16 protein-coding genes are annotated in these 18,675 nt (G+C 69.9%); 11 read left to right on the plus strand and 5 right to left on the minus strand.

The features are described 5' to 3' along the window. The first annotated feature begins 73 nt into the window (after positions 1-73). The 4 genes from BLQ50_RS09065 to BLQ50_RS09080 all read left to right on the plus strand — a co-directional run bounded on the left by BLQ50_RS09065 (position 74) and on the right by BLQ50_RS09080 (position 4,478). Positions 74-1,408: an ABC transporter substrate-binding protein gene (locus BLQ50_RS09065; RefSeq protein ID WP_093183013.1), complete on the plus strand. Its 1,335-nt coding sequence runs from the start codon at positions 74-76 to the stop codon at positions 1,406-1,408. Positions 1,409-1,506: 98 nt separating this feature from the next. Continuing rightward, entirely contained in the window at positions 1,507-2,478 is a 972-nt protein-coding gene (locus BLQ50_RS09070; RefSeq protein WP_425424085.1) for a carbohydrate ABC transporter permease, read from the plus strand. A gap of 2 nt (positions 2,479-2,480) precedes the next feature. Then, entirely contained in the window at positions 2,481-3,422 is a 942-nt protein-coding gene (locus BLQ50_RS09075) for a carbohydrate ABC transporter permease (protein WP_093183016.1), read from the plus strand. 3 nt (positions 3,423-3,425) lie between these two features. Then, positions 3,426-4,478: a LacI family DNA-binding transcriptional regulator gene (locus BLQ50_RS09080; RefSeq protein ID WP_093183018.1), complete on the plus strand. Its 1,053-nt coding sequence runs from the start codon at positions 3,426-3,428 to the stop codon at positions 4,476-4,478. A 20-nt stretch (positions 4,479-4,498) separates the two neighbouring features. Here BLQ50_RS09080 and BLQ50_RS09085 read toward each other — a convergent pair whose 3' ends face one another. Beyond that, positions 4,499-4,864 (minus strand): VOC family protein, encoded by a 366-nt coding sequence (locus tag BLQ50_RS09085; protein WP_093183019.1) that lies wholly within the window; start codon positions 4,862-4,864, stop codon positions 4,499-4,501. Between the two features lie 511 nt (positions 4,865-5,375). On the opposite strand from BLQ50_RS09085, the gene BLQ50_RS09090 reads away from it, so the two are divergent. Next, entirely contained in the window at positions 5,376-5,876 is a 501-nt protein-coding gene (locus BLQ50_RS09090; RefSeq protein ID WP_093183021.1) for a DUF6325 family protein, read from the plus strand. A gap of 279 nt (positions 5,877-6,155) precedes the next feature. Then, positions 6,156-7,055 (plus strand): HAD family hydrolase, encoded by a 900-nt coding sequence (locus BLQ50_RS09095; protein WP_093183022.1) that lies wholly within the window; start codon positions 6,156-6,158, stop codon positions 7,053-7,055. A gap of 72 nt (positions 7,056-7,127) precedes the next feature. On the opposite strand, the gene BLQ50_RS09100 is transcribed toward BLQ50_RS09095, so the two are convergent. From BLQ50_RS09100 to proC, 4 genes are all read right to left on the minus strand, one after another. Continuing rightward, positions 7,128-7,961 carry a putative F420-0 ABC transporter ATP-binding protein gene (locus BLQ50_RS09100; RefSeq protein WP_093183024.1) on the minus strand — a complete coding sequence of 278 codons (834 nt, stop codon included), beginning with the start codon at positions 7,959-7,961 and terminating at the stop codon, positions 7,128-7,130. Then, a complete protein-coding gene (locus BLQ50_RS09105; RefSeq protein WP_093183025.1) occupies positions 7,958-9,112 on the minus strand; it encodes a putative F420-0 ABC transporter permease subunit in 1,155 nt (384 codons plus the stop codon). Before BLQ50_RS09105 ends, BLQ50_RS09100 begins: the two co-directional genes overlap by 4 nt. Before the next feature lie 2 nt (positions 9,113-9,114). After that, the gene (locus tag BLQ50_RS09110) at positions 9,115-10,176 is read right to left on the minus strand and encodes a putative F420-0 ABC transporter substrate-binding protein (RefSeq protein ID WP_245701033.1); all 1,062 of its coding nucleotides are present in this window, start codon (positions 10,174-10,176) and stop codon (positions 9,115-9,117) included. Between the two features lie 131 nt (positions 10,177-10,307). Then, positions 10,308-11,135 (minus strand): pyrroline-5-carboxylate reductase, encoded by an 828-nt coding sequence (proC, locus tag BLQ50_RS09115; protein WP_093183027.1) that lies wholly within the window; start codon positions 11,133-11,135, stop codon positions 10,308-10,310. A 139-nt stretch (positions 11,136-11,274) separates the two neighbouring features. Between proC and BLQ50_RS09120 the strand changes: the two genes are divergently transcribed. From BLQ50_RS09120 to dhaK, 5 genes are all read left to right on the plus strand, one after another. After that, a complete protein-coding gene (locus tag BLQ50_RS09120; RefSeq protein WP_093183028.1) occupies positions 11,275-12,069 on the plus strand; it encodes an SDR family NAD(P)-dependent oxidoreductase in 795 nt (264 codons plus the stop codon). 263 nt (positions 12,070-12,332) lie between these two features. Continuing rightward, positions 12,333-12,506, plus strand: a complete 174-nt coding sequence (locus tag BLQ50_RS18630) for a hypothetical protein (protein ID WP_175559079.1) — start codon at positions 12,333-12,335, stop codon at positions 12,504-12,506. Between the two features lie 285 nt (positions 12,507-12,791). Beyond that, positions 12,792-16,175, plus strand: coding sequence for an isoleucine--tRNA ligase (ileS, locus tag BLQ50_RS09125; RefSeq protein ID WP_093183030.1), 3,384 nt, complete (start codon positions 12,792-12,794; stop codon positions 16,173-16,175). Beyond that, on the plus strand, positions 16,172-17,572 hold the full coding sequence (locus BLQ50_RS09130; protein WP_093183031.1) for a bifunctional folylpolyglutamate synthase/dihydrofolate synthase: 1,401 nt from the start codon (positions 16,172-16,174) through the stop codon (positions 17,570-17,572). The genes ileS and BLQ50_RS09130 overlap by 4 nt, the downstream gene beginning before the upstream one ends. A gap of 64 nt (positions 17,573-17,636) precedes the next feature. After that, a complete protein-coding gene (gene dhaK / locus BLQ50_RS09135; protein WP_093183331.1) occupies positions 17,637-18,632 on the plus strand; it encodes a dihydroxyacetone kinase subunit DhaK in 996 nt (331 codons plus the stop codon). Positions 18,633-18,675 lie beyond the last annotated feature (43 nt).

The following is an 18,675-nucleotide window of genomic DNA, read 5'->3' on the forward strand; positions in this document are numbered from 1 at the left end:
CAGTTTTTCACATCGTCGTGAGGCGCCTCGGCACGGATCGAGCGCGGGCGGCGGTCCTTAATGAGGAGGATTCATGCGCCTGACCACAGGTTTCAAGGCAGCAGCAGCGCTCGCAGCGGCCGCGCTCCTGGTCACGGGTTGCTCGAGCAGCGACGACGCCGGCACCGGCACGGACGGTTCCACCGGCAAGGCGTCGGGCGAGAAGGTGGAGCTGACCTTCTGGACCTGGGCGCCGAACATGGACAAGGTCGTCGCTCTCTGGAACGCAGAGAACCCCGACATCCAGGTCACGGTCAACAAGCAGGATGGCGGCGACCCCGCCGTCACGAAGCTCCTGACCGCGATCAAGGCGGGCTCCGGTGCCCCCGACATCATGCAGGCCGAGTACCAGAAGATCCCCACCCTGGTCTCCTCGGATGCCCTCGCCGACATCTCCGGCGAGATCCCGGCCGACGTCGCAGCCGGCTTCCCCGAGGGCATCTGGAACGCGGTGACGCTCGGCTCCGAGGCCGTCTACGGTGTCCCGCAGGACTCCGGCCCCATGCAGTTCTACTACCGCGCCGACGTCTTCGAGAACCTCGGCATCGCCGTCCCGACCACCTGGGACGAGTACGCGGCCGCGGCCGCGGCTATCCACGCGGCCGACCCGAATGTGTACCTCGGGACGTTCTCCGCCACGGACGCAGGCTGGTTCACCGGCCTCGCCCAGCAGGCCGGCGCCTCCTGGTGGGGCATCGACGGTGACGCCTGGACCGTCTCGATCGACGACACCGCGACGGAGAAGGTCGCCAGCTACTGGGGCGGCCTCGTCGAAGAGGGCGTCATCAACAACAAGCCGATGTACACCCCCGAGTGGAACGCCGCGCTGAACAACGGCACCGAGGTCGGGTGGCTGTCTGCGGTGTGGGCTCCCGGAGTACTCGAGGGCAACGCCCCCGACACCCAGGGCAAGTGGAAGATGGCCCCCATGCCTCAGTGGGATGCCGCCAAGCCGGCCACCGGCAACTGGGGCGGATCGGCCACGGCCGTGACGTCGCAGTCCAAGCACCCGGCCGAGGCCGCGGAGTTCATCACCTGGCTCAACACCTCCCAGGACGCGGTGAACGCGCTCGTCACCGAGTCGGGCATCTACCCGGCGTACTCACCGGCCCAGGCCGGTGCGCTCGCCGAGCCGCCCGCGTTCTTCTCCAACCAGCCCGACTTCTTCGAGATCGCCGGCGAGACCGCGAAGACGGCCGGCAGCTTCACCTACGGCCCCAACGTCAACGTCGCATACTCCGCGTACAACGACGAGTTCGGCAAGGCAGCCGAGGCCAAGTCGCAGGCCAAGTTCCTCGACGCGGTCGCAGCCATGCAGAAGGTGACCCTGGAGGACCTCAAGAACTCCGGGTTCAGCGTCAAGGAGTGACCCGCGCGGCCGCCCGCCTCCCTCGCGGAGGCGGGCGGTCGTCGTCGTGCATGGTCCAGCCCCTGAAGCAGCCCCGACCTGAGGTCGAAGGAGAGAACGTGAGCACCACCCATCCGCGTGCGGTCGTCACCGCACCACCGACAGTCCCTGCCCGACGGCGCAAGCCCGGGCTCCGGCGCAAGTCAGCCGCACCCTGGGCGTTCCTCGCCCCTGCGATCGTGCTGTTCGCGCTCTTCCTCGCCCTCCCCATCGGGTACGCGGTGTATCTCAGCTTCCGCGCGGAGAAGGTCAGCGGGCTCGGCCTGGGCAAGGGCACGCGCACCGAGGTCTGGAACGGCTTCACGAACTACGTCAACGCGCTCTCCGACCCCGAGTTCCTCGCGTCGGTGGGCCGGGTGGCGCTCTATGGCCTGCTCGTCGTCCCGATCATGCTGGGACTGGCGCTCCTCTTCGCCCTGCTGCTCGACGCACGTCGCAGCCGGGCGAAGACGTTCTCCCGGATCTCGATATTCCTGCCCTACGCCGTCCCGGCGGTCATCTCTTCGTTGCTGTGGGGCTTCCTGTACCTGCCCGGGGTCAGTCCGTTCTACTACGTCTTCGACAAGCTCGGCTGGGAGGTACCCTCCCTGTTCTCCTCCAACCTGGTGATCTTCGCGGTCGCGAACATCGCCATCTGGGGCGGGGTCGGATTCAACATGGTGGTCATCTACACCGCGCTCAAGGCGATCCCGACCGAGATGTATGAGGCTGCCGAGCTCGACGGGTGTTCGCAGATCCAGATCGCCACCCGGGTCAAGATCCCCTCGGTCATCCCCTCGATCATCATGACCTGCGTGTTCTCGATGATCGCCACGCTCCAGGTGTTCGCCGAGCCGACGACTCTGAAGCCCCTGAGCAACACGATCTCGAGCACGTGGACTCCGCTGATGAAGGTCTACCGCGACGCCTTCGTGCGCGGCGACCTCAACTCGGCCGCGGCGACGTCCGTGATCATCGCCCTCGCAACCTTTGTCCTCTCGTTCGGGTTCTTGCGGCTCGTCCAGAACCGCGCCTTCGGCCAGGAGAAGTGACCATGCCCGCCCTGACCCACACTCATGACACCCGCTCCGGTGGAGCCGCCGTCCTGACGCCCTCCGCCCGACGCCGCGCTGGTCGCGCGAGTCGCAAGACCGTGCGCGGCGCGGGCGAACGCCCGAGCGGCAGCGCCACCGCGATCTTGCTCGTCGGCGCGGCCTACTGCCTGCTGCCCGTCGCCTGGGTGCTTGTCGCCGCGACGAAGTCCGGGCGCGAGCTCTTCTCGTCCTTCACCTTCGCCCCGTCGACGCACCTCTTCGAGAACATCGGCGACCTCGCGGCGTACCGCGACGGGCTGTTCTGGCGGTGGATGCTCAACACCGCGCTCTACGCCGGCGTCGGTGCGATGCTGTCCGTCGTCGTGTCTGCGATGGCCGGCTACGCGCTCGCGAAGTATGCCTTCCGCGGTAAGACCGCCGTCTTCAACATCCTCCTGGCCGGGGTGCTGGTCCCGGGCGTGGTGCTCGCCATCCCGCAGTACCTGCTGCTCGCCCAGGTCGGCCTGACCAACACGTACTGGGCGGTCCTGCTGCCCTCGATCATCAGCCCCTACGGCATCTACCTGGCCCGCATCTACTCCGCGGCCTCGGTGCCCGACGAGATCATCGAGGCCGCGCGCACCGACGGCGCGAGCGAGACCCGCACCTTCATGCAGGTCGCGGTGCCCATGATGATGCCCGGCCTGGTGACGGTGTTCCTCTTCCAGTTCGTCGCGATCTGGAACAACTTCATGCTGCCGTACATCATGCTCGGCGACGACAAGCTGTTCCCGCTCACCGTGGGGCTGTCCGGGCTGCTCAACCAGGGGGCGTCCCAGCCGGCGCTGTACACGCTCGTCATCACGGGTGCGTTGCTGTCGATCATCCCGCTCGTCGCGCTGTTCCTCGTGCTGCAGCGCTACTGGCAGGTCGACCTGGCCGCCGGTGGGGTCAAGGCCTGAGTCATGTCAGTAGACTCTCGTGCTGTGAAGGAATCGGGCAAGGCTCCCGGAAGCGCGCCGAAGCGCCGGCCGACGATCCGTGACGTCGCGGCTGCTGCAGGGGTTTCCCGCGGGACCGTGTCTCGGGTGATCAACGGCGGGCACTGGGTCTCACCCGACGCACTGGCGGCCGTCAACGAGGCGATCCGGTCGACCGGGTACTCGGCGAACCAGCACGCACGCAGCCTGGTGACCGGCCGGTCCAACTCGGTCGCGTTCATGCTCACCGAGCCGCAGCACCTGCTCTTCGAGGACCCCAACTTCTCGATCCTGCTGCGCGGGGCTGCCCACGAGCTCGCGAAGCGGGAGATCCCGCTCCTGCTCATGCTCGCCGGCACCCCGGAGGAACGTCGCCGGATCGCGTCGTACGTGGCGGCAGGTCATGTCGACGGGGTGCTGCTGATCAGCTCCCACCAGGGCAACCCGATGGTCGCCGAGCTGCTCAAGCACCAGATACCCACCGTGGCCTGCGGCGTACCGCTCGGCTATGAGGGGAAGGTCGGCTACGTCGCCGCGGACGACCGCGCCGGTGCGCGCACGATGACCCAGCATCTGCTGGACACCGGACGGACCCGGGTCGCCACGATCACCGGCCCGCTCGACACCCCAGGTGGGACGCTGCGCCTGGCGGGGTACCAGGACGCGCTCGGTGAGGCCTACGACGAGAGCCTCGTCGCCTACGGGGACTACTCGCGTGAGAGCGGTCGCCTCGCGATGGGCGACCTGCTCGGCCGTCGCCCGGACATCGACGCGGTTTTCGTAGCCTCGGACCTCATGGCTGCCGGTGCGCTCGTCGCGCTGCAGTCTGCGGGACGCAGGGTGCCCCAGGACATCGCCGTGGGCGGCTTCGACGACTCGGGCGTGGCCGCCGCACTGCACCCGGCGCTGACGACCATGCGCCAGCCCTTCGAGCGGATCAGCGCCGAGATGGTGCGGCTGCTGCTCGAGGTGATGGACGGTGAGGCCCCGGCGGCGATGACGCTGCAGACGTCGCTCGTCGTGCGGGACTCGGCGTAGCTGTCATTCCATGGACACCTTCACTCCATGGACGTCGTGCCCTCGTACAGCCCGACCGCATTGCCTTCCGTGTCCTCGACGACAGCCCACCAGCTCGTCGGGGTGATCTCCGTCTTCTCCATCAGGACCTTGCCGCCGAGCGTGGTGGCCTGTGCGAGGGAGTTGTCGATCGAGTCGACCTCGACGTAGCTGCGCGGGCTGGTGAAGTCCTCAGATCGTGGGGCGAGCCCGCCCCCGCTGATCTTGTTGGGGGCCTGCCACATGGGGTAGCCCTCGAAGCCCGGGGCCTCTGCGATCTGCCAGCCGAACAGTGCGCTGTAGAACGAGGTAGCGCGGCCGAAGTCGCTGACCGGGATGTCGATGTGTGTGATGTCGCCGTGAGCCATAACTGTCTCCGCTGTCTCTGCCGATGTCGCTGCCGATTCGTGCCTGGCGCCCGATGATGCGCCATATCTTCTACGCTACGGCCCCTTCCGCGCGACGACCTCTGGGCGCGATCGGAGCGCCCCGGCCCGCTCGGCGCCGCCGGCCGGGCGAACGGCAGTCCGGGGTCGTGCCGTTGCCGCGTCCGCCCGGTGCCCGCATACTGGAAATACATTCCCATTTCGCAGCCGATCCTCGGTTGCCCCTGGCCCTCTCGAAGGTGAGACCGGCCAGCAAGTCGAACCGGCCTCGCCTCTTGCACACTGGTGGCGTCGTTTTCGCGTCGTCTCCTTCGATCCGCGCCGCCCATGGATCTCACTCCTGGGCGCGACCTGGATTCACCATCCGCGGCTGATTCGATCGAGACCTCATTGGGCGGGGCGATCGTCCCGCCCACCCGGCACGGCCGCAGATTCTCCGCTGATCAGGCCGCCCGGAGGTGACCGTCGGCGGTGGACGAACGAGGTGCCTCGCATGAGCGCAACAGAATCACTGGATACACAAAACTCTGAGGGAGCCGACGAGCTCGGTCCCGTGGACTGGATCGTCGTGGAGTTTCCCGGCAGCAGGTTCAAGGGAGAGATCGCCCCGGCGCTGGCAGACCTGGTGGATCGCGGCATCGTCCGCGTGCTCGACCTGCTCATCCTCCGCAAGGACTCTGACGGGACGGTCGAAGGATTCGAGATCGCCGATCTTGACGACGGCGAGGTCGGTGGCCTACGGGACTTCGAGACCGAGCTGGCGATGCTGCTCAGCGAGGACGACGTGACCGCCATCGCCGAGGCGGTCGACCCAGGAACCACAGCCGCGGTCCTGGTCTGGGAGAACGCCTGGGCTGCGCCCTTCGGAGCGGCGGTCCGCCGCGCGGGAGGACAACTCGTGGCAAGCGGTCGCATCGCCACCCAGGCCCTCCTCGCTGCCATCGAGGCGGACGAGAACGACGAAGACGACCAGACCGACCAGGAAGAAGACTGATATGGGAATCGCCCGACGACGCATCCGTCGCGCAGCAGTGATCGGCCCGGCGCCGGTCGTCCGCACGGCCACCACGGTGGCCACGGCGGCCGTGGTCGCCAACGGCGTCAGCCGCCGAAGAGGCCGCCGGTAGCACCGCACGCCTCTCCCTCACGCTCGCGTCCACCTGCAAGGAGACCTCCATGCCCGACGTCGCCCGCACCGTCCTGCCCTTCCCGGAACGAGCGCAGGTGGAGCGGCTCCGGGTCGCCACGGCGAGCCAGTAGGGGAGGGTGACCGATGAGTGCGCTGATCCCGGCACCCCTCCCGTCGTGGACCGGAGGAGCCGCCAAGCAGCGGATCCTGGCGGTCGTGGACGCGATGACGGACCCGACCTCGCCCTCCTTCGTCGAGGAGCGGAGACGGATCGCGACCTTCGACAACGACGGCACCCTGTGGTGCGAGAAGCCGGCCTACGTCCAGTTCATGCTGCTCCTGAACCGGTGGCAGCAGATGGCCGCCGAGGACCCGAGCCGGCGTGAGACGCAGCCCTACAAGGCTGCCGTCGAGGGGGACCGGGCCTGGTTCGCCGACGTCTACGCCCACGTCGCCGACCTGCTGCAGGGGGCCGGCGACGCCTATGCGGGGCTGACCCCCGACGAGTTCGACGCCGCCGTGGCGGACTTCTTCGACCGCGCCAACCACCCGCGCTTCGGCGTGCCGCTGCACCATCTGACCTACACCCCGATGGTCGAGCTGGTGCACCTGCTGCGCGGCCGGGGGTTCAAGGTGCTCATCACGACCGGCGGCGGCAGAGACTTCGTCCGGGTCGTCAGCGAGGAGATCTACGGCCTGCCCCGCGAGGCGATCATCGGGTCGTCGCCCACCCTCGAGTACCGGGACGGGACCCTCTACCGCACTGCTCAGCTCAGCGGCGGGATCGACGACGGCCCCGGCAAGCCGGTGCACATCTACGAGCGCACCGGCTATGTGCCCGCCTTCGCCGCCGGCAACGCCGACGGCGACATCCAGATGCTCGAGTCGGCGCGCTTCGGGCTCCTCGTCCACCACGACGACGACGTGCGCGAGTACGCCTATGACACCGGGAGCGAGAACGCGCTCTCCCAGGCGGGGCGAGACGACTGGCTCGTCGTCAGCATGAAGGACGACTTCGCCCAGGTCTTCCCACCGGATACCTGACGTTGCCCGGTGGGCGCGTGCCTGTGGTGGCCATGCCTGTGGTGGCCATGCCCATGGTGGGCGTGCACGCAGCTACTCCCCGAAGATCAGGACCGGCCGCCCAGTCCGTGGATGCGTCAGCACGTCGCACCGCACCCCGTACACCGGCTCGAGGACCTCGGGAATCAGCACCCGCGCCGCGCTCCCGGCCGCGACGACCCGCCCCTGGAAGAGGAGCACCACGTGGTCGCAGGCCCCGGCTGCGAGGTTGAGGTCGTGCAGCGCGGTGAGCACGGTGACGCCGTCGGCGGCGAGCTTGCGCAGCACGGTCATCACGGCGAGCTGGGCGGCGATGTCGAGGTGGTTCGTGGGTTCGTCGAGCAGCAGCAGAGGTGTCTCCTGGGCGAGGGCCCGGGCGACGTGCACCCGCTGACGCTCCCCGCCGGAGAGCGTGCCCAGCGACCGGTCCGCCAGCTCGGCGACGCCGGCCCGGGCGAGCGCCTCGCGAGCCACCGCGACGTCGGCCGGGGAGTCCCCGGCCAGCAGCGACCGGTGCGGGATGCGCCCGAGCAGCACGGCGTCGAGCACGCTGAGCGGCAGATCGGTCGCGGCATCTTGTTCGACGAAGGCCAGCCGCCGGGCTCGACGGCGGCGCCCCAGCGCGAGCAGGTCCTCGCCGTCGTGCAGCACGCGGCCCTCGTCGGGGGTCTGGACGGCGGCGAGCACGCGCAGCAGGGTGGACTTGCCGGAGCCGTTCGGGCCGATCAGGCCGGTCACCGCGCCCGCGGGAGCCGTGCAGTCGATGCCGTCGACGATGAGCTTGGCCCCGATCGACCAGGTCACGCGCGCCACCTCAAGCCCGTCGACGGAGAGCCCGCTCGCGTCCGAGGACCCGTCGGCGCGATCCGCAGGCCGCGTCCTGCTCATGCCCGCTCCCTCCCGCGCCACAGGATCACCGCGAAGACCGGCGCCCCGAGCGCCGCGGTGATGATCCCCACCGGCACCTCGCGCGGGGCGAAGACCGTCCGGGCGAGCGTGTCCGCCCACACGAGGAACGTCGCCCCGCACAGGGCGGACAGCGGCAGCAGCAGCCGGTGCCGGGCACCGGTGACCAGCCGCACGGCGTGCGGCAGGATGAGCCCCACGAAGCCGATCGACCCGGACACCGACACGAGCGCCCCGGTCAGCAGGGCCACCGCGACCAGGAGGATCCATCTGGTCCCCTTGACCGGAATGCCCAGGGCTGACGCCGCGGTGTCGCCGAAGGTGAAGGCGTCCAGCACCGACCCGCTCAGCGCGAGCGGCACGCCGAGGACAAGGACCGCTCCGGCCGCGATCGCGACCGAGGACCAGGTCGCCCCGGCCACCGAGCCCATGAGCCAGGACAGGATCTCCCGGTAGGTGTCCCCGGTCGCCGACCAGAAGATGATGAACGACGTCGCGGCCGCGCACAGCTGGCTTATCGCGAGCCCGGCGAGGATCGTCCGGGTCGGCGTGATCGTCCCGAGCGCTCCGGCCAACCCGAGCGCCGCGGCGAGGGCGAGCACCGCTCCGGTGAAGGCTGCGACCGGGAGCAGCACGCTCAGGCCGAGCACGACCACGGCCACCGCGCCGAGGGATGCCCCCGAGGACAGGCCCAGGAGATACGGGTCGGCGAGCGGGTTGCGGGTCAGGGACTGCATGACCACCCCGCACAGCGCCAGCCCCGCACCGACGGCCGCGGCCGTGAGCACCCGGGGCAGGCGCAGCTCCCATACGATGCCGTCCCGCAGCCGGCTGAGCGGGTCGACCGAGACCGCATCGCCCAGCCCGAGGCCGTGGGTCGCGTGCCAGGCGATCGACCGCCACACCTCGCCGACGCTCAGGTCCGCGGTCCCGATGGTCACGGCCACCAGCACGGTCACCACGAGCGCCACGGCAGCGCCGCCCAGCCACACGCCGGGGCGCGGGGCGCGGCGTCGGGCCTCGGTGGGCAGGTTGCCCGACGCAGTGCCCGACGCCGTGCGCGCGACCGGCCGCTCGACGAGCGGCCCTGCGGCGGGGGCTCCGGTTGCGTCGGCGCGGTAGGCGTTGTCCATCGTCAGCCTGCGGCGCCGGGAGCCAAGGGGAGCGCGTCGAGCTGAGCGACGACGTCACCCGCGGCCGAGACGTTGCGGATGCCGGCCTCGGTGGCCGGGAACGGCACCACGACGTAGGACTTGTTCAGCACGGCCGTGAGGTTCGCGGTCGCCGGGTTGGACTCGAGCTGGGCGATCTTCTTCTCGGTCGATCCCCACGCGGAGTCCACGAGCACGATGACGTCGGGGTCGGCGCTGATGACCTCTTCCCAGGAGAACGGTCCCCAGCTGTCCTGGACGCTCGCGGCGATGTTCGTGAGCCCGGCGGCGTCCATGATCATCTGCGGCGCTCCGATGCCCGCACCGACGTAGGGGATGTCCGAGCCGGAGGAGTACCACAGGGCGGTGAGGCCCCGGGCGTCGGGCGTGATGTCGGCGAGCTCGGCGCGCTGGTCGGCGACGAGCGCGGCGGCCGCGTCGGAGGCGTCGAAGATCGTCCCGACCTCGGTGATCTCGGCGAAGACGTCGTCGAAGGTCAGCGGGTTCGGCTGGTAGGCGGCCTCCTTGCAGGCGGACGGCGACACGTACGTCGCCACGCCGAGCGTGGCCAGGGTCGCTCGGTCGCCCGCGCTCTCGGCCGTGAGGTTGGACTCCCAGCCGGCGTAGACGAGGTCGGGCTCGACCTCGGTCACAGCCTCGGGGCCGGGGGCCTTCTCGCTCAGCGGGGTCGCGATCGCCGGGTTGGTCGCGGCGGCGTCGGTGAGCCAGTCCGCGACGGGGCCGTCGGGGAAGGCCGTCGCGGCGATCGAGTCGGTCAGCCCGAGGGCGAGCAGCATCTCCGTCGTGGACGACTTGATCGTCAGGACCGCCTCGGGGGCGGCGTCGAAGGTCACCGAGAAGCCGCAGTTGTCGAGGGTGAGCGGGTAGGCGGTCGGTCCGGCGGCTGTGGCCTCGCCGGTCGCAGACGCCGTGGCCGACGGCGTCGGGCTGGCCGTGGTGGAAGAGGCGCACCCGGTGAGGGCGAGGGCGAGGCCCGCCGCGAGGGCGGGCAGAGTGCGGGTGTGCAGGGTGCGGGTATACAGCACGAATGATCTCCGGATGAGTGAGGCGTCAGCGGGAGGCGCGGATATTCGCACCGAAGATCAGCGCCCCAAGTCCGGGCCGCTCCACCAGACCAAATCAGGTCCAGGATCAGTACGAACACTACCCGCCCCCGCTAGCTGCCGGCCGTCATCTCCTGGTCGCGGGCGATCGTCGCCGCGACGCCGTGGGCGACCGTGGACAGGAAGCCGCGGTCCTCCAGGGCGAGGAGGCCGGCGACGGTCGTGCCGCCGGGGGAGCAGACCATGTCGATGAGGTCCCACGGGGACTTCTCCGACTCGAGGACCATCTTGGCCGAGCCGAGCACCGTCTGAGCGGCGATCTGCGTGGCGAGGTCCTTGCCCATCCCGGCGGCCACGGCCGCCCGGGCGAGGGAGTCGATGAACAGGTACGCGAAGGCCGGGGAGCTGCCCGCGATCGCGGTGTACGTGGAGAACTGCGACTCGGGGAGCTCGATGGCCTGACCGACCGCGGTGAACATCGCGACGACGAAGGCCACGTCTTCGTTCGAGGCCGCGGCGTTGCCGCAGACCGCCGCCATCCCGGCGCCGATCATCGCGTTGACATTCGGCATGACCCGCACGACCGGAGCGGCGCCGCCGTCGGCGCCCTCGACCGCGAGCAGCGACTCGAGCTTGGCGAGCGTCGTCCCGGCCGCGATGGACACGACCACCCGGCGCCGGTCGGCGATCTGCGCGGCAAGTGGCGCGAGCACCAGCGGGAGGATCTGCGGCTTGACCGCGAGCACGACGACGTCGCTCTCCGCCACCAACGCCTCGTTGGACTCCGCAGCTCGGACCCCCAGCTCGTGGGCGAGCTCCTCGCGCTTGTCGGCGTTCGGGTCGAAGACGACGATCTCGTCAGGGGGCAGGAACGCGCCGGCGATCATTCCGCGCACGATCGCGGTGGCCATGTTCCCGGTGCCGATGAATCCGACCGTCATGTCGTCGTACCTTCCAGAGCGTGTGTCGAGGGTGCGCCCGGCCAGTCGTTCTTGGTGAGACGGACCCTGGCTCGTACAGGGAGAGTCTGCCCGGCGTGCTAGAACAAGTACGGTACCCGCTCACCCCCTTGGAGAAGCCATGACATCCGCCACCGACGCCTCCGTCACCCCCGCACCTTCCACCGGCGCCCTGCGCGCGGTCGTGACCGGCGCGTCGTCGGGCATCGGGGCCGCGACCGTGCGCCGGCTGCGTGCGCTGGGGTGGGACACGGTCGCCGTGGCTCGCCGCGAGGACCGCCTCGCGGCGCTCGCAGCCGAGACCGGCACGAGCTACGTCGTTGCCGACATCACGGTGGCCGACGACGTGGCCCGCCTGGTCGCGCAGGTCACCGCGGGCGGGCCGGTGCACGCGCTCGTCAACAACGCCGGCGGCGCGCTCGGGACGGATACCGTGGCTGGCGCCGACCTTGAGAAGTGGCGGCGGATGTACGAGACGAACGTGCTCGGCACGCTGGCCGTGACCCAGGCGCTGCTGCCCGCGCTGCGCGACTCCGGTCGCGGGGACGTCGTCGTGCTCACGTCGACCGCGGCGCACGGGACCTACCCTGGCGGGGCCGGGTACGTGGCGGCCAAGCACGCCGAGCGGATCATTGCCGACACCCTGCGCCTCGAGCTCGTGGGGGAGCCCGTCCGGGTGATCGAGATCGCCCCGGGCATGGTCCACACCGAGGAGTTCTCCCTGACCAGGTTCGACGGCGACCAGGCCAAGGCCGACGCCGTCTACGCGGGCGTCGACGAGCCGCTCACTGCTGGCGACGTCGCCGACGCGATCACGTGGACGCTGACCCGTCCGCATCACGTGAACATCGACCACCTGACGATCCGCCCGCGCGCGCAGGTCTCGAACACGCAGGTGGCGCGCCGCACGACGTGATTTTCGCGGGGGTGGGGGTGGGAAACTCGTCCAGGGGTTGTGCGTGCGCGCGCCGGGCTGGCATGATCGGCGAGTGACCTTCTCCGAGCAGACCTTCGCCACGCGCCCCGTGCGCGAGCAGGTTCGTGCGTCGGCGTCGTGCATGGCTGCGTGTTGTTGAGGCCCAACGCCTCCGACCGCCCGGCCTGACCACCCCGATCTTGCGCGATCCAGTGCGATCGATGGTGTGTCCAGGCGCCAGCCAGGATCCCCAAGGACTCGCCATGACTACCCTCGCCCTCTCCCTCGACCGCCCCCGTGAGCTCTCGGCCCTCTCCAACCTCTCGCTGGACCTGTCCGTCGTGACCATCGAGTCGATGGTGGCCCGTGACATCTCGGCGTTCACCGAACGCAACCGCCACAGCACCGACGGGACCCCCGAGCGCGCCGCGTCGTAGTCGGGGAGTCCAATCGCTGGCAGCGACGGGGGATTGCCGGGTAGCATGGCCACACAGGCGTCGACCCGGCCATCACCGGTGAGCCTCCGGAAGAACAGGCGCGCCGCTCCTAGCGGGCCCCAGTAGAACCGGACGGATATGGCCCGTCACAGCCGGCATGAGTGGTTGCCCAGCAGGACCGGGCGGCAAGCGGGGTGGTACCGCGGCACGGCGCGCGAGCGTCCGGAGTCGTCCTCGCACGGCACGCGCACCACTCGGACCACCCGCAACAGGAGCCGCATCCTCATGTCCAGCTCAGCCCAGAACTCCCAGGCGCCCCAGAACCCTCAAGCCGCGCAGAGCGCCGGCTCCACGTACCCCAAGCACCGCCCCGAGCAGTCGGGTGTGGTCGCCTCGCCCAACCTGCCCGCCCTCGAGGAGCAGGTGCTCGCGTACTGGAAGGAAGACGGCACCTTCCAGGCGTCCATCGACGCACGCCCCGCAGGCCAGGACGGGACGAACGAGTTCGTCTTCTACGACGGCCCGCCCTTCGCCAACGGCCTGCCCCACTACGGGCACCTGCTGACCGGCTACGCCAAGGACGTCGTCCCGCGCTACCGCACCATGCGCGGTGAGAAGGTCGAACGCCGCTTCGGCTGGGACACGCACGGGCTGCCCGCCGAGCTCGAGGCCGAGCGGATCCTGGGCATCACGGACAAGTCCCAGATCGAGGCCATGGGCATCGACGTCTTCAACGAGGCGTGCCGCACGTCGGTCATGAAGTACTCCGAGGAGTGGAAGCAGTACGTCACCCGCCAGGCGCGCTGGGTGGACTTTGACAACGACTACAAGACCCTCGACGTCACCTTCATGGAGTCCGTCATCTGGGCCTTCAAGCAGCTCTACGACAAGGGCCTGGCCTACGAGGGCTACCGAGTGCTGCCCTACTGCTGGCGCGACGAGACCCCCCTGTCCAACCACGAGCTGCGGATGGACGACGACGTCTACCAGTCTCGCCAGGACCCCGCCCTCACCGTGGCGCTGCGCCTGCTCGACGCCGATGCCGCGCCCACGAGCGAGGTCGTCCTCATCTGGACCACCACGCCGTGGACGCTGCCGTCCAACCTCGCCGTGGCCGTCGGCCCGGACGTCGACTACGTCGTCGTGACGCCCGGGGACGACTCGGTCCTCGCAGGCAACGAGGTCGTCCTGGGCGCCGCGCGCCTGGGTGCTTATGCCAAAGAGCTCGACCTGGGCGAGGACCCCTCGGCCCGCGTGCTGCACACCGTCAAGGGCTCCGATCTGGCCGGGCGGCGCTACGCCCCCATCTTCGACTACTTTGCGAACGACCCCGAGAATCCCGAGGCCCACCAGGTCCTCGCGGCCGACTTCGTCACGACCGAGGACGGCACCGGCCTCGTCCACCTGGCCCCCGCCTTCGGCGAGGACGACATGGCCGTGTGCCTCGCGGCCGGCATCCAGACGGTCGTCCCCGTCGACGCCCGCGGCCGTTTCACCACCCAGGTTCCCGAGTACGCGGGGGAGCAGGTCTTCGACGCCAACCCGGTCATCATCAAGGACCTCAAGGACGGCACGGGTCCATTGGCCCGCATCGATGCGGCCCGACGCGCGCTCGTGCTGCGCCACGAGACGTACCAGCACTCCTACCCGCACTGCTGGCGCTGCCGGAACCCGCTCATCTACAAGGCCGTCTCCAGCTGGTTCGTGTCGGTGACGACGATCCGCGACCGCATGGTCGAGCTCAACCAGGACATCACCTGGACGCCCGAGCACATCAAGGACGGCCAGTTCGGCAAGTGGCTGGCCGGCGCCCGCGACTGGTCGATCTCCCGCAACCGCTACTGGGGCACTCCCATCCCCGTGTGGTTGTCCGACGACGAGAACTACCCGCGCATCGACGTCTATGGATCCCTTGCCGAGCTCGAGGCGGACTTCGGCGTGCCGGTCACGGACCTGCACCGCCCGTTCATCGACGAGCTGACCCGCCCCAACCCCGACGACCCCACCGGCAAGTCCACGATGCGCCGCATCACGGACGTGCTCGACGTGTGGTTCGACTCCGGCTCGATGCCCTTCGCCCAGGTGCACTACCCCTTCGAGAACACCGAGTGGTTCGAGAACCACTATCCGAGCGACTTCATCGTGGAGTACATCGGGCAGACTCGCGGCTGGTTCTACATGCTGCACGTCCTCGCGACCGCGCTCTTCGACCGCCCCGCCTTCCGCAACGCCGTCTCGCACGGGATCGTGCTCGGCTCCGACGGGCGCAAGATGAGCAAGTCGCTGCGCAACTACCCCGACGTCTCAGAGGTCCTGGACCGCGACGGCTCCGACGCGATGCGCTGGTTCCTCATGAGCTCGCCCATCCTGCGCGGGGGCAACCTCGTGGTCACCGAGGAGGGCATCCGCGACTCGGTGCGTCAGGTGCTGCTGCCGGTGTGGAGCACGTACTACTTCTTCACGCTCTACGCCGGGGCCGCGCGTTCCGGGGCGGGCTACACCGCCCGCCGGGTCACTCCCGACGAGGTCGCCGACCTGCCCGACATGGACCGCTACCTGCTCGCGAGCACCCACAACCTCGTCACCGACGTCCAGGCGCAGCTCGACGTCTTCGACGTCGCCGGGGCCTGCGAGACCGTGCGCCAGTACCTCGACGCGCTGACCAACTGGTACGTGCGCACCCAGCGGGACCGTTTCTGGGCCGAGGACGACGACGCCTTCAACACGTTGTTCACGGCGCTGGAGACGCTCACCCAGGTCATGGCGCCGCTCGCTCCGCTGCTGTCGGAGGAGATCTGGCGCGGCCTGACCGGTGGGCGCAGCGTGCACCTGACCGACTGGCCCGTGCTCACCGCCGACGGCGCACCGACCGAGGCTGGCCTCGTGCTCGCCGCGGACCCGGCCCTGGTGGCCAGCATGGACCGCACCCGGTCGGTCGTCTCGCTCAGCCTCGGCCTGCGCAAGGCGCACCAGCTGCGTGTGCGCCAGCCGCTGGCCACGCTCACGGTCGTGGTCGAGGACACCGCTGCGCTCGAGCCGTATACCGCGCTGCTGCAGAGCGAGCTCAACGTCAAGTCTGTCGCGCTCGTCCCGCTGGCCGAGGGCGCGGCCGAGAAGTTCGGCATCTCGCGCCGGCTCAACGTCAACGCCCGCGCGGCCGGCCCGCGCCTGGGCCGCGGCGTCCAGGCGGCCATCAAGGCCGCCAAGGTGGGAGACTGGCACACCGATGCAGACGGTGTCGTGGTGGTCATCACGCCCGACGGCGAGGTTCCCCTCGTCGAGGGCGAGTACGAGCTCGTGACGGTCGTCGGCGACGACGCCTCCGGTGCGGCCACGGTGGCCGCCGCGGTGCTTCCCGGCGGCGGGTTCGTGGTCCTCGACCTCGAGCTGACCGACACGCTCATCGCCGAGGGCTACGCCCGCGACGTCGTGCGCGACGTCCAGGACGCCCGCAAGGCCGCCGGCCTCAACGTCGGGGACCGGATCGTCCTGTCCCTCGACGTGCCGGCGCAGTGGATCCTTGCGGTCGACGAGCACCGCGACCTTATCGCCCGCGAGACCCTCGCGGTCGAGGTCATCATCGAGACATCGCCCACCCCCGAACGGCGGGTCGCCGTCACGGCGGCCACCGCAGCCACCCCAGCCACCACAGACGGAGTCGACGCGTGAGCACCCGCAAGAACGGACGACGCCGGGACACCGGACCGGTCGTGCCCCCCGAGGTGCAGGCCGAGCTCGACGCGGTCTACCGGGAGATCATGTCCCGGGCCCCCGAGCACGACATCCACCCGACGCTGGACCGCGTCCGGGACGTGTGCGAGCTGCTGGGCGATCCGCAGAAGGCGTACCGGACCATCCACATCACCGGGACCAACGGCAAGACCTCCACCTCGCGCATGCTCGAGGGCCTCGTCCGCGAGCACGGGCTGCGCACGGGCCGGTTCACCAGCCCGCACATGAGCTCGGTCACCGAGCGCATCGCGATCGACGGTCAGCCGATCAGCGCCGAGGGCTTCGTCGAGGTGTTCCGCGACGTCGAGCCGTACATCGAGATGATCGACGCCCGCTCCGAGGCTGCGGGCGGACCGCGGTTGAGCTTCTTCGAGGTGCTCACCGTGATGGCCTTCGCCGCCTTCGCCGACGCCCCGATCGACGTCGCGATCGTCGAGGTCGGCATGGGCGGGCTGTGGGACTCGACGAACGTCGTCGACGGTGAGATCGCGGTCGTCACCCCGATCTCCCTCGACCACCAGAAGTGGCTCGGGTACTCGATCGAGGAGATCGCGGAGAACAAGGCGGGGATCATCAAGGACGGCGCGACGGTCGTGCTCGCCGAGCAGAACCCGATCGCCGAGGAGATCATCCTCGCCGAGGCGACCCGCCGCGGCGCCCGGGTGCTGCGCGAGGGCGCCGACCTCGAGGTCGCCGAGCGCTTCCCGGCGGTGGGCGGTCAGCTTATGAGCCTGCGCACCCCGGCCGGCCTGTACACCGAGATCTACCTGCCGCTCTACGGCGCGCACCAGGCGCACAACGCGCTGCTTGCCCTCGCGGCCACCGAGGCGCTCGTCTCGGGCGGTCGCGCGCTCGACGGCGACATCGTCGGCGCGGCCTTCGCCGCGGCGGACTCCCCGGGTCGCCTCGAGGTCGTGCGGTCCAGCCCGACGATCGTGCTCGACGCCGCGCACAACGGCGCGGGCGCGCAGGTGCTTGTGGACGCGATCGAGGAGTCCTTCGAGTTCACCCGGCTGATCGGCGTCGTCGGCATCCTGGAGGACAAGGACGCCGAGACGATCCTGTCCCTTCTCGAGCCGATCCTCGCCGAGGTCGTCGTCACCCAGTCGAGCTCGGCGCGCTCCCATGACGTCGACGACCTCGAAGAGATCGCCGCCGAGATCTTCGGCGAGGATCGGGTGCACTCCGCGCCCCGGCTGGACGATGCGATCGACGTTGCCGCCGGCCTCGCCGAGAACGAGGACACGACGGGGGTCGGCACCGGCACCGGGGTCCTGGTGACCGGGTCGGTGGTCCTGGTCGCCGAGGCGCGGATGCTGCTCGGTCTCGGATGAGCAGGCCCGCGTCCTCGGTGCTTCAATGGACGGACCTGGCTGGCGCGCGATGGAGGGCAACGTCATGAAAAAGCTCATCAACGATCCCGAGCACGTGGTCGCAGAGTCCGTCGAAGGCTTCGGCTGGGCGCACTCCGACATCGTCGAGGTGCGCCTCGACCCGCTCCTGGTGCTGCGCCGCGGCGGCGCGGTTGCCGGAAAGGTCGGCCTGGTCTCCGGGGGCGGCGCCGGCCACGAGCCGCTGCACGCCGGCTTCGTCGGCGTCGGCATGCTCGACGCCGCGGTCCCGGGCGCGGTGTTCACCTCACCTACCCCCGACCAGATCCTCCCCGGCCTGACGGCCGCGGACAGCGGTAGCGGCGTGCTCGCCATCGTCAAGAACTACACCGGTGACGTGCTCAACTTCGAGACCGCGGTCGAGCTCGCCGAGGACGAGGGCGTGTCCGTCGCGGTCGTCGTCGTAGACGACGACGTGGCGGTCAAGGACTCCCTCTACACGGCCGGACGGCGCGGTGTGGCTGGGACGGTCGCGGTCGAGAAGATCGCCGGCGCCGCCGCGGAGCGCGGTGACGACCTGGCCTCGGTCGCGGCCATCGCGGCGCGGGTCAACGCGAACGTCCGCTCGATGGGCGTTGCGCTGACGGCCTGCACGGTGCCCCACGTGGGCCGCCCGAGCTTCGACCTGCCTGACGACGAGGTCGAGATCGGGATCGGGATCCACGGCGAGCCGGGCCGACACCGCATCCCCGCGGCCTCGGCCGACGTCATCACCGGCATGCTTCTCGACCCGGTCCTCGAAGACCTCGAGGTTGCTCGCGGAGAAAATGTGTTGCTGTTCGTTAACGGAATGGGTGGCACGCCGCAGTCGGAGCTCTACGTGGTCTATCGTCAGGCACACCGACTCCTCGAAGAACGCGGCATCATCGTGGCGCGTTCGCTCGTCGGGAACTACGTGACGTCGTTGGAGATGCAGGGTGCCTCGGTGACCGTGCTCCGCCTGGACGACGAGCTCACCGAGCTGTGGGACGCACCCGTCCACACCGCTGCGCTGCGCTGGTGACGACCGTGGTTCCTGCGGGAGCGGAACAGGTGCGTCTAGAGAG

This window comes from Sanguibacter gelidistatuariae, from assembly GCF_900096585.1.
Classification (GTDB): Bacteria; Actinomycetota; Actinomycetes; order Actinomycetales; family Cellulomonadaceae; genus Sanguibacter; species Sanguibacter gelidistatuariae.

Coding starts and splice junctions, on each gene's coding strand:
- BLQ50_RS09065 (WP_093183013.1), top strand. CDS start 74: ATGCGCCTGACCACAGGTTTCAAGGCAGCAGCAGCGCTCGCAGCGGCC.
- BLQ50_RS09075 (WP_093183016.1), top strand. CDS start 2,481: ATGCCCGCCCTGACCCACACTCATGACACCCGCTCCGGTGGAGCCGCC.
- BLQ50_RS09080 (WP_093183018.1), top strand. CDS start 3,426: ATGTCAGTAGACTCTCGTGCTGTGAAGGAATCGGGCAAGGCTCCCGGA.
- BLQ50_RS09085 (WP_093183019.1), bottom strand. CDS start 4,864: ATGGCTCACGGCGACATCACACACATCGACATCCCGGTCAGCGACTTC.
- BLQ50_RS09090 (WP_093183021.1), top strand. CDS start 5,376: ATGAGCGCAACAGAATCACTGGATACACAAAACTCTGAGGGAGCCGAC.
- BLQ50_RS09095 (WP_093183022.1), top strand. CDS start 6,156: ATGAGTGCGCTGATCCCGGCACCCCTCCCGTCGTGGACCGGAGGAGCC.
- BLQ50_RS09100 (WP_093183024.1), bottom strand. CDS start 7,961: ATGAGCAGGACGCGGCCTGCGGATCGCGCCGACGGGTCCTCGGACGCG.
- BLQ50_RS09105 (WP_093183025.1), bottom strand. CDS start 9,112: ATGGACAACGCCTACCGCGCCGACGCAACCGGAGCCCCCGCCGCAGGG.
- proC (WP_093183027.1), bottom strand. CDS start 11,135: ATGACGGTCGGATTCATCGGCACCGGGAACATGGCCACCGCGATCGTG.
- BLQ50_RS09120 (WP_093183028.1), top strand. CDS start 11,275: ATGACATCCGCCACCGACGCCTCCGTCACCCCCGCACCTTCCACCGGC.
- BLQ50_RS18630 (WP_175559079.1), top strand. CDS start 12,333: ATGACTACCCTCGCCCTCTCCCTCGACCGCCCCCGTGAGCTCTCGGCC.
- ileS (WP_093183030.1), top strand. CDS start 12,792: ATGTCCAGCTCAGCCCAGAACTCCCAGGCGCCCCAGAACCCTCAAGCC.
- dhaK (WP_093183331.1), top strand. CDS start 17,637: ATGAAAAAGCTCATCAACGATCCCGAGCACGTGGTCGCAGAGTCCGTC.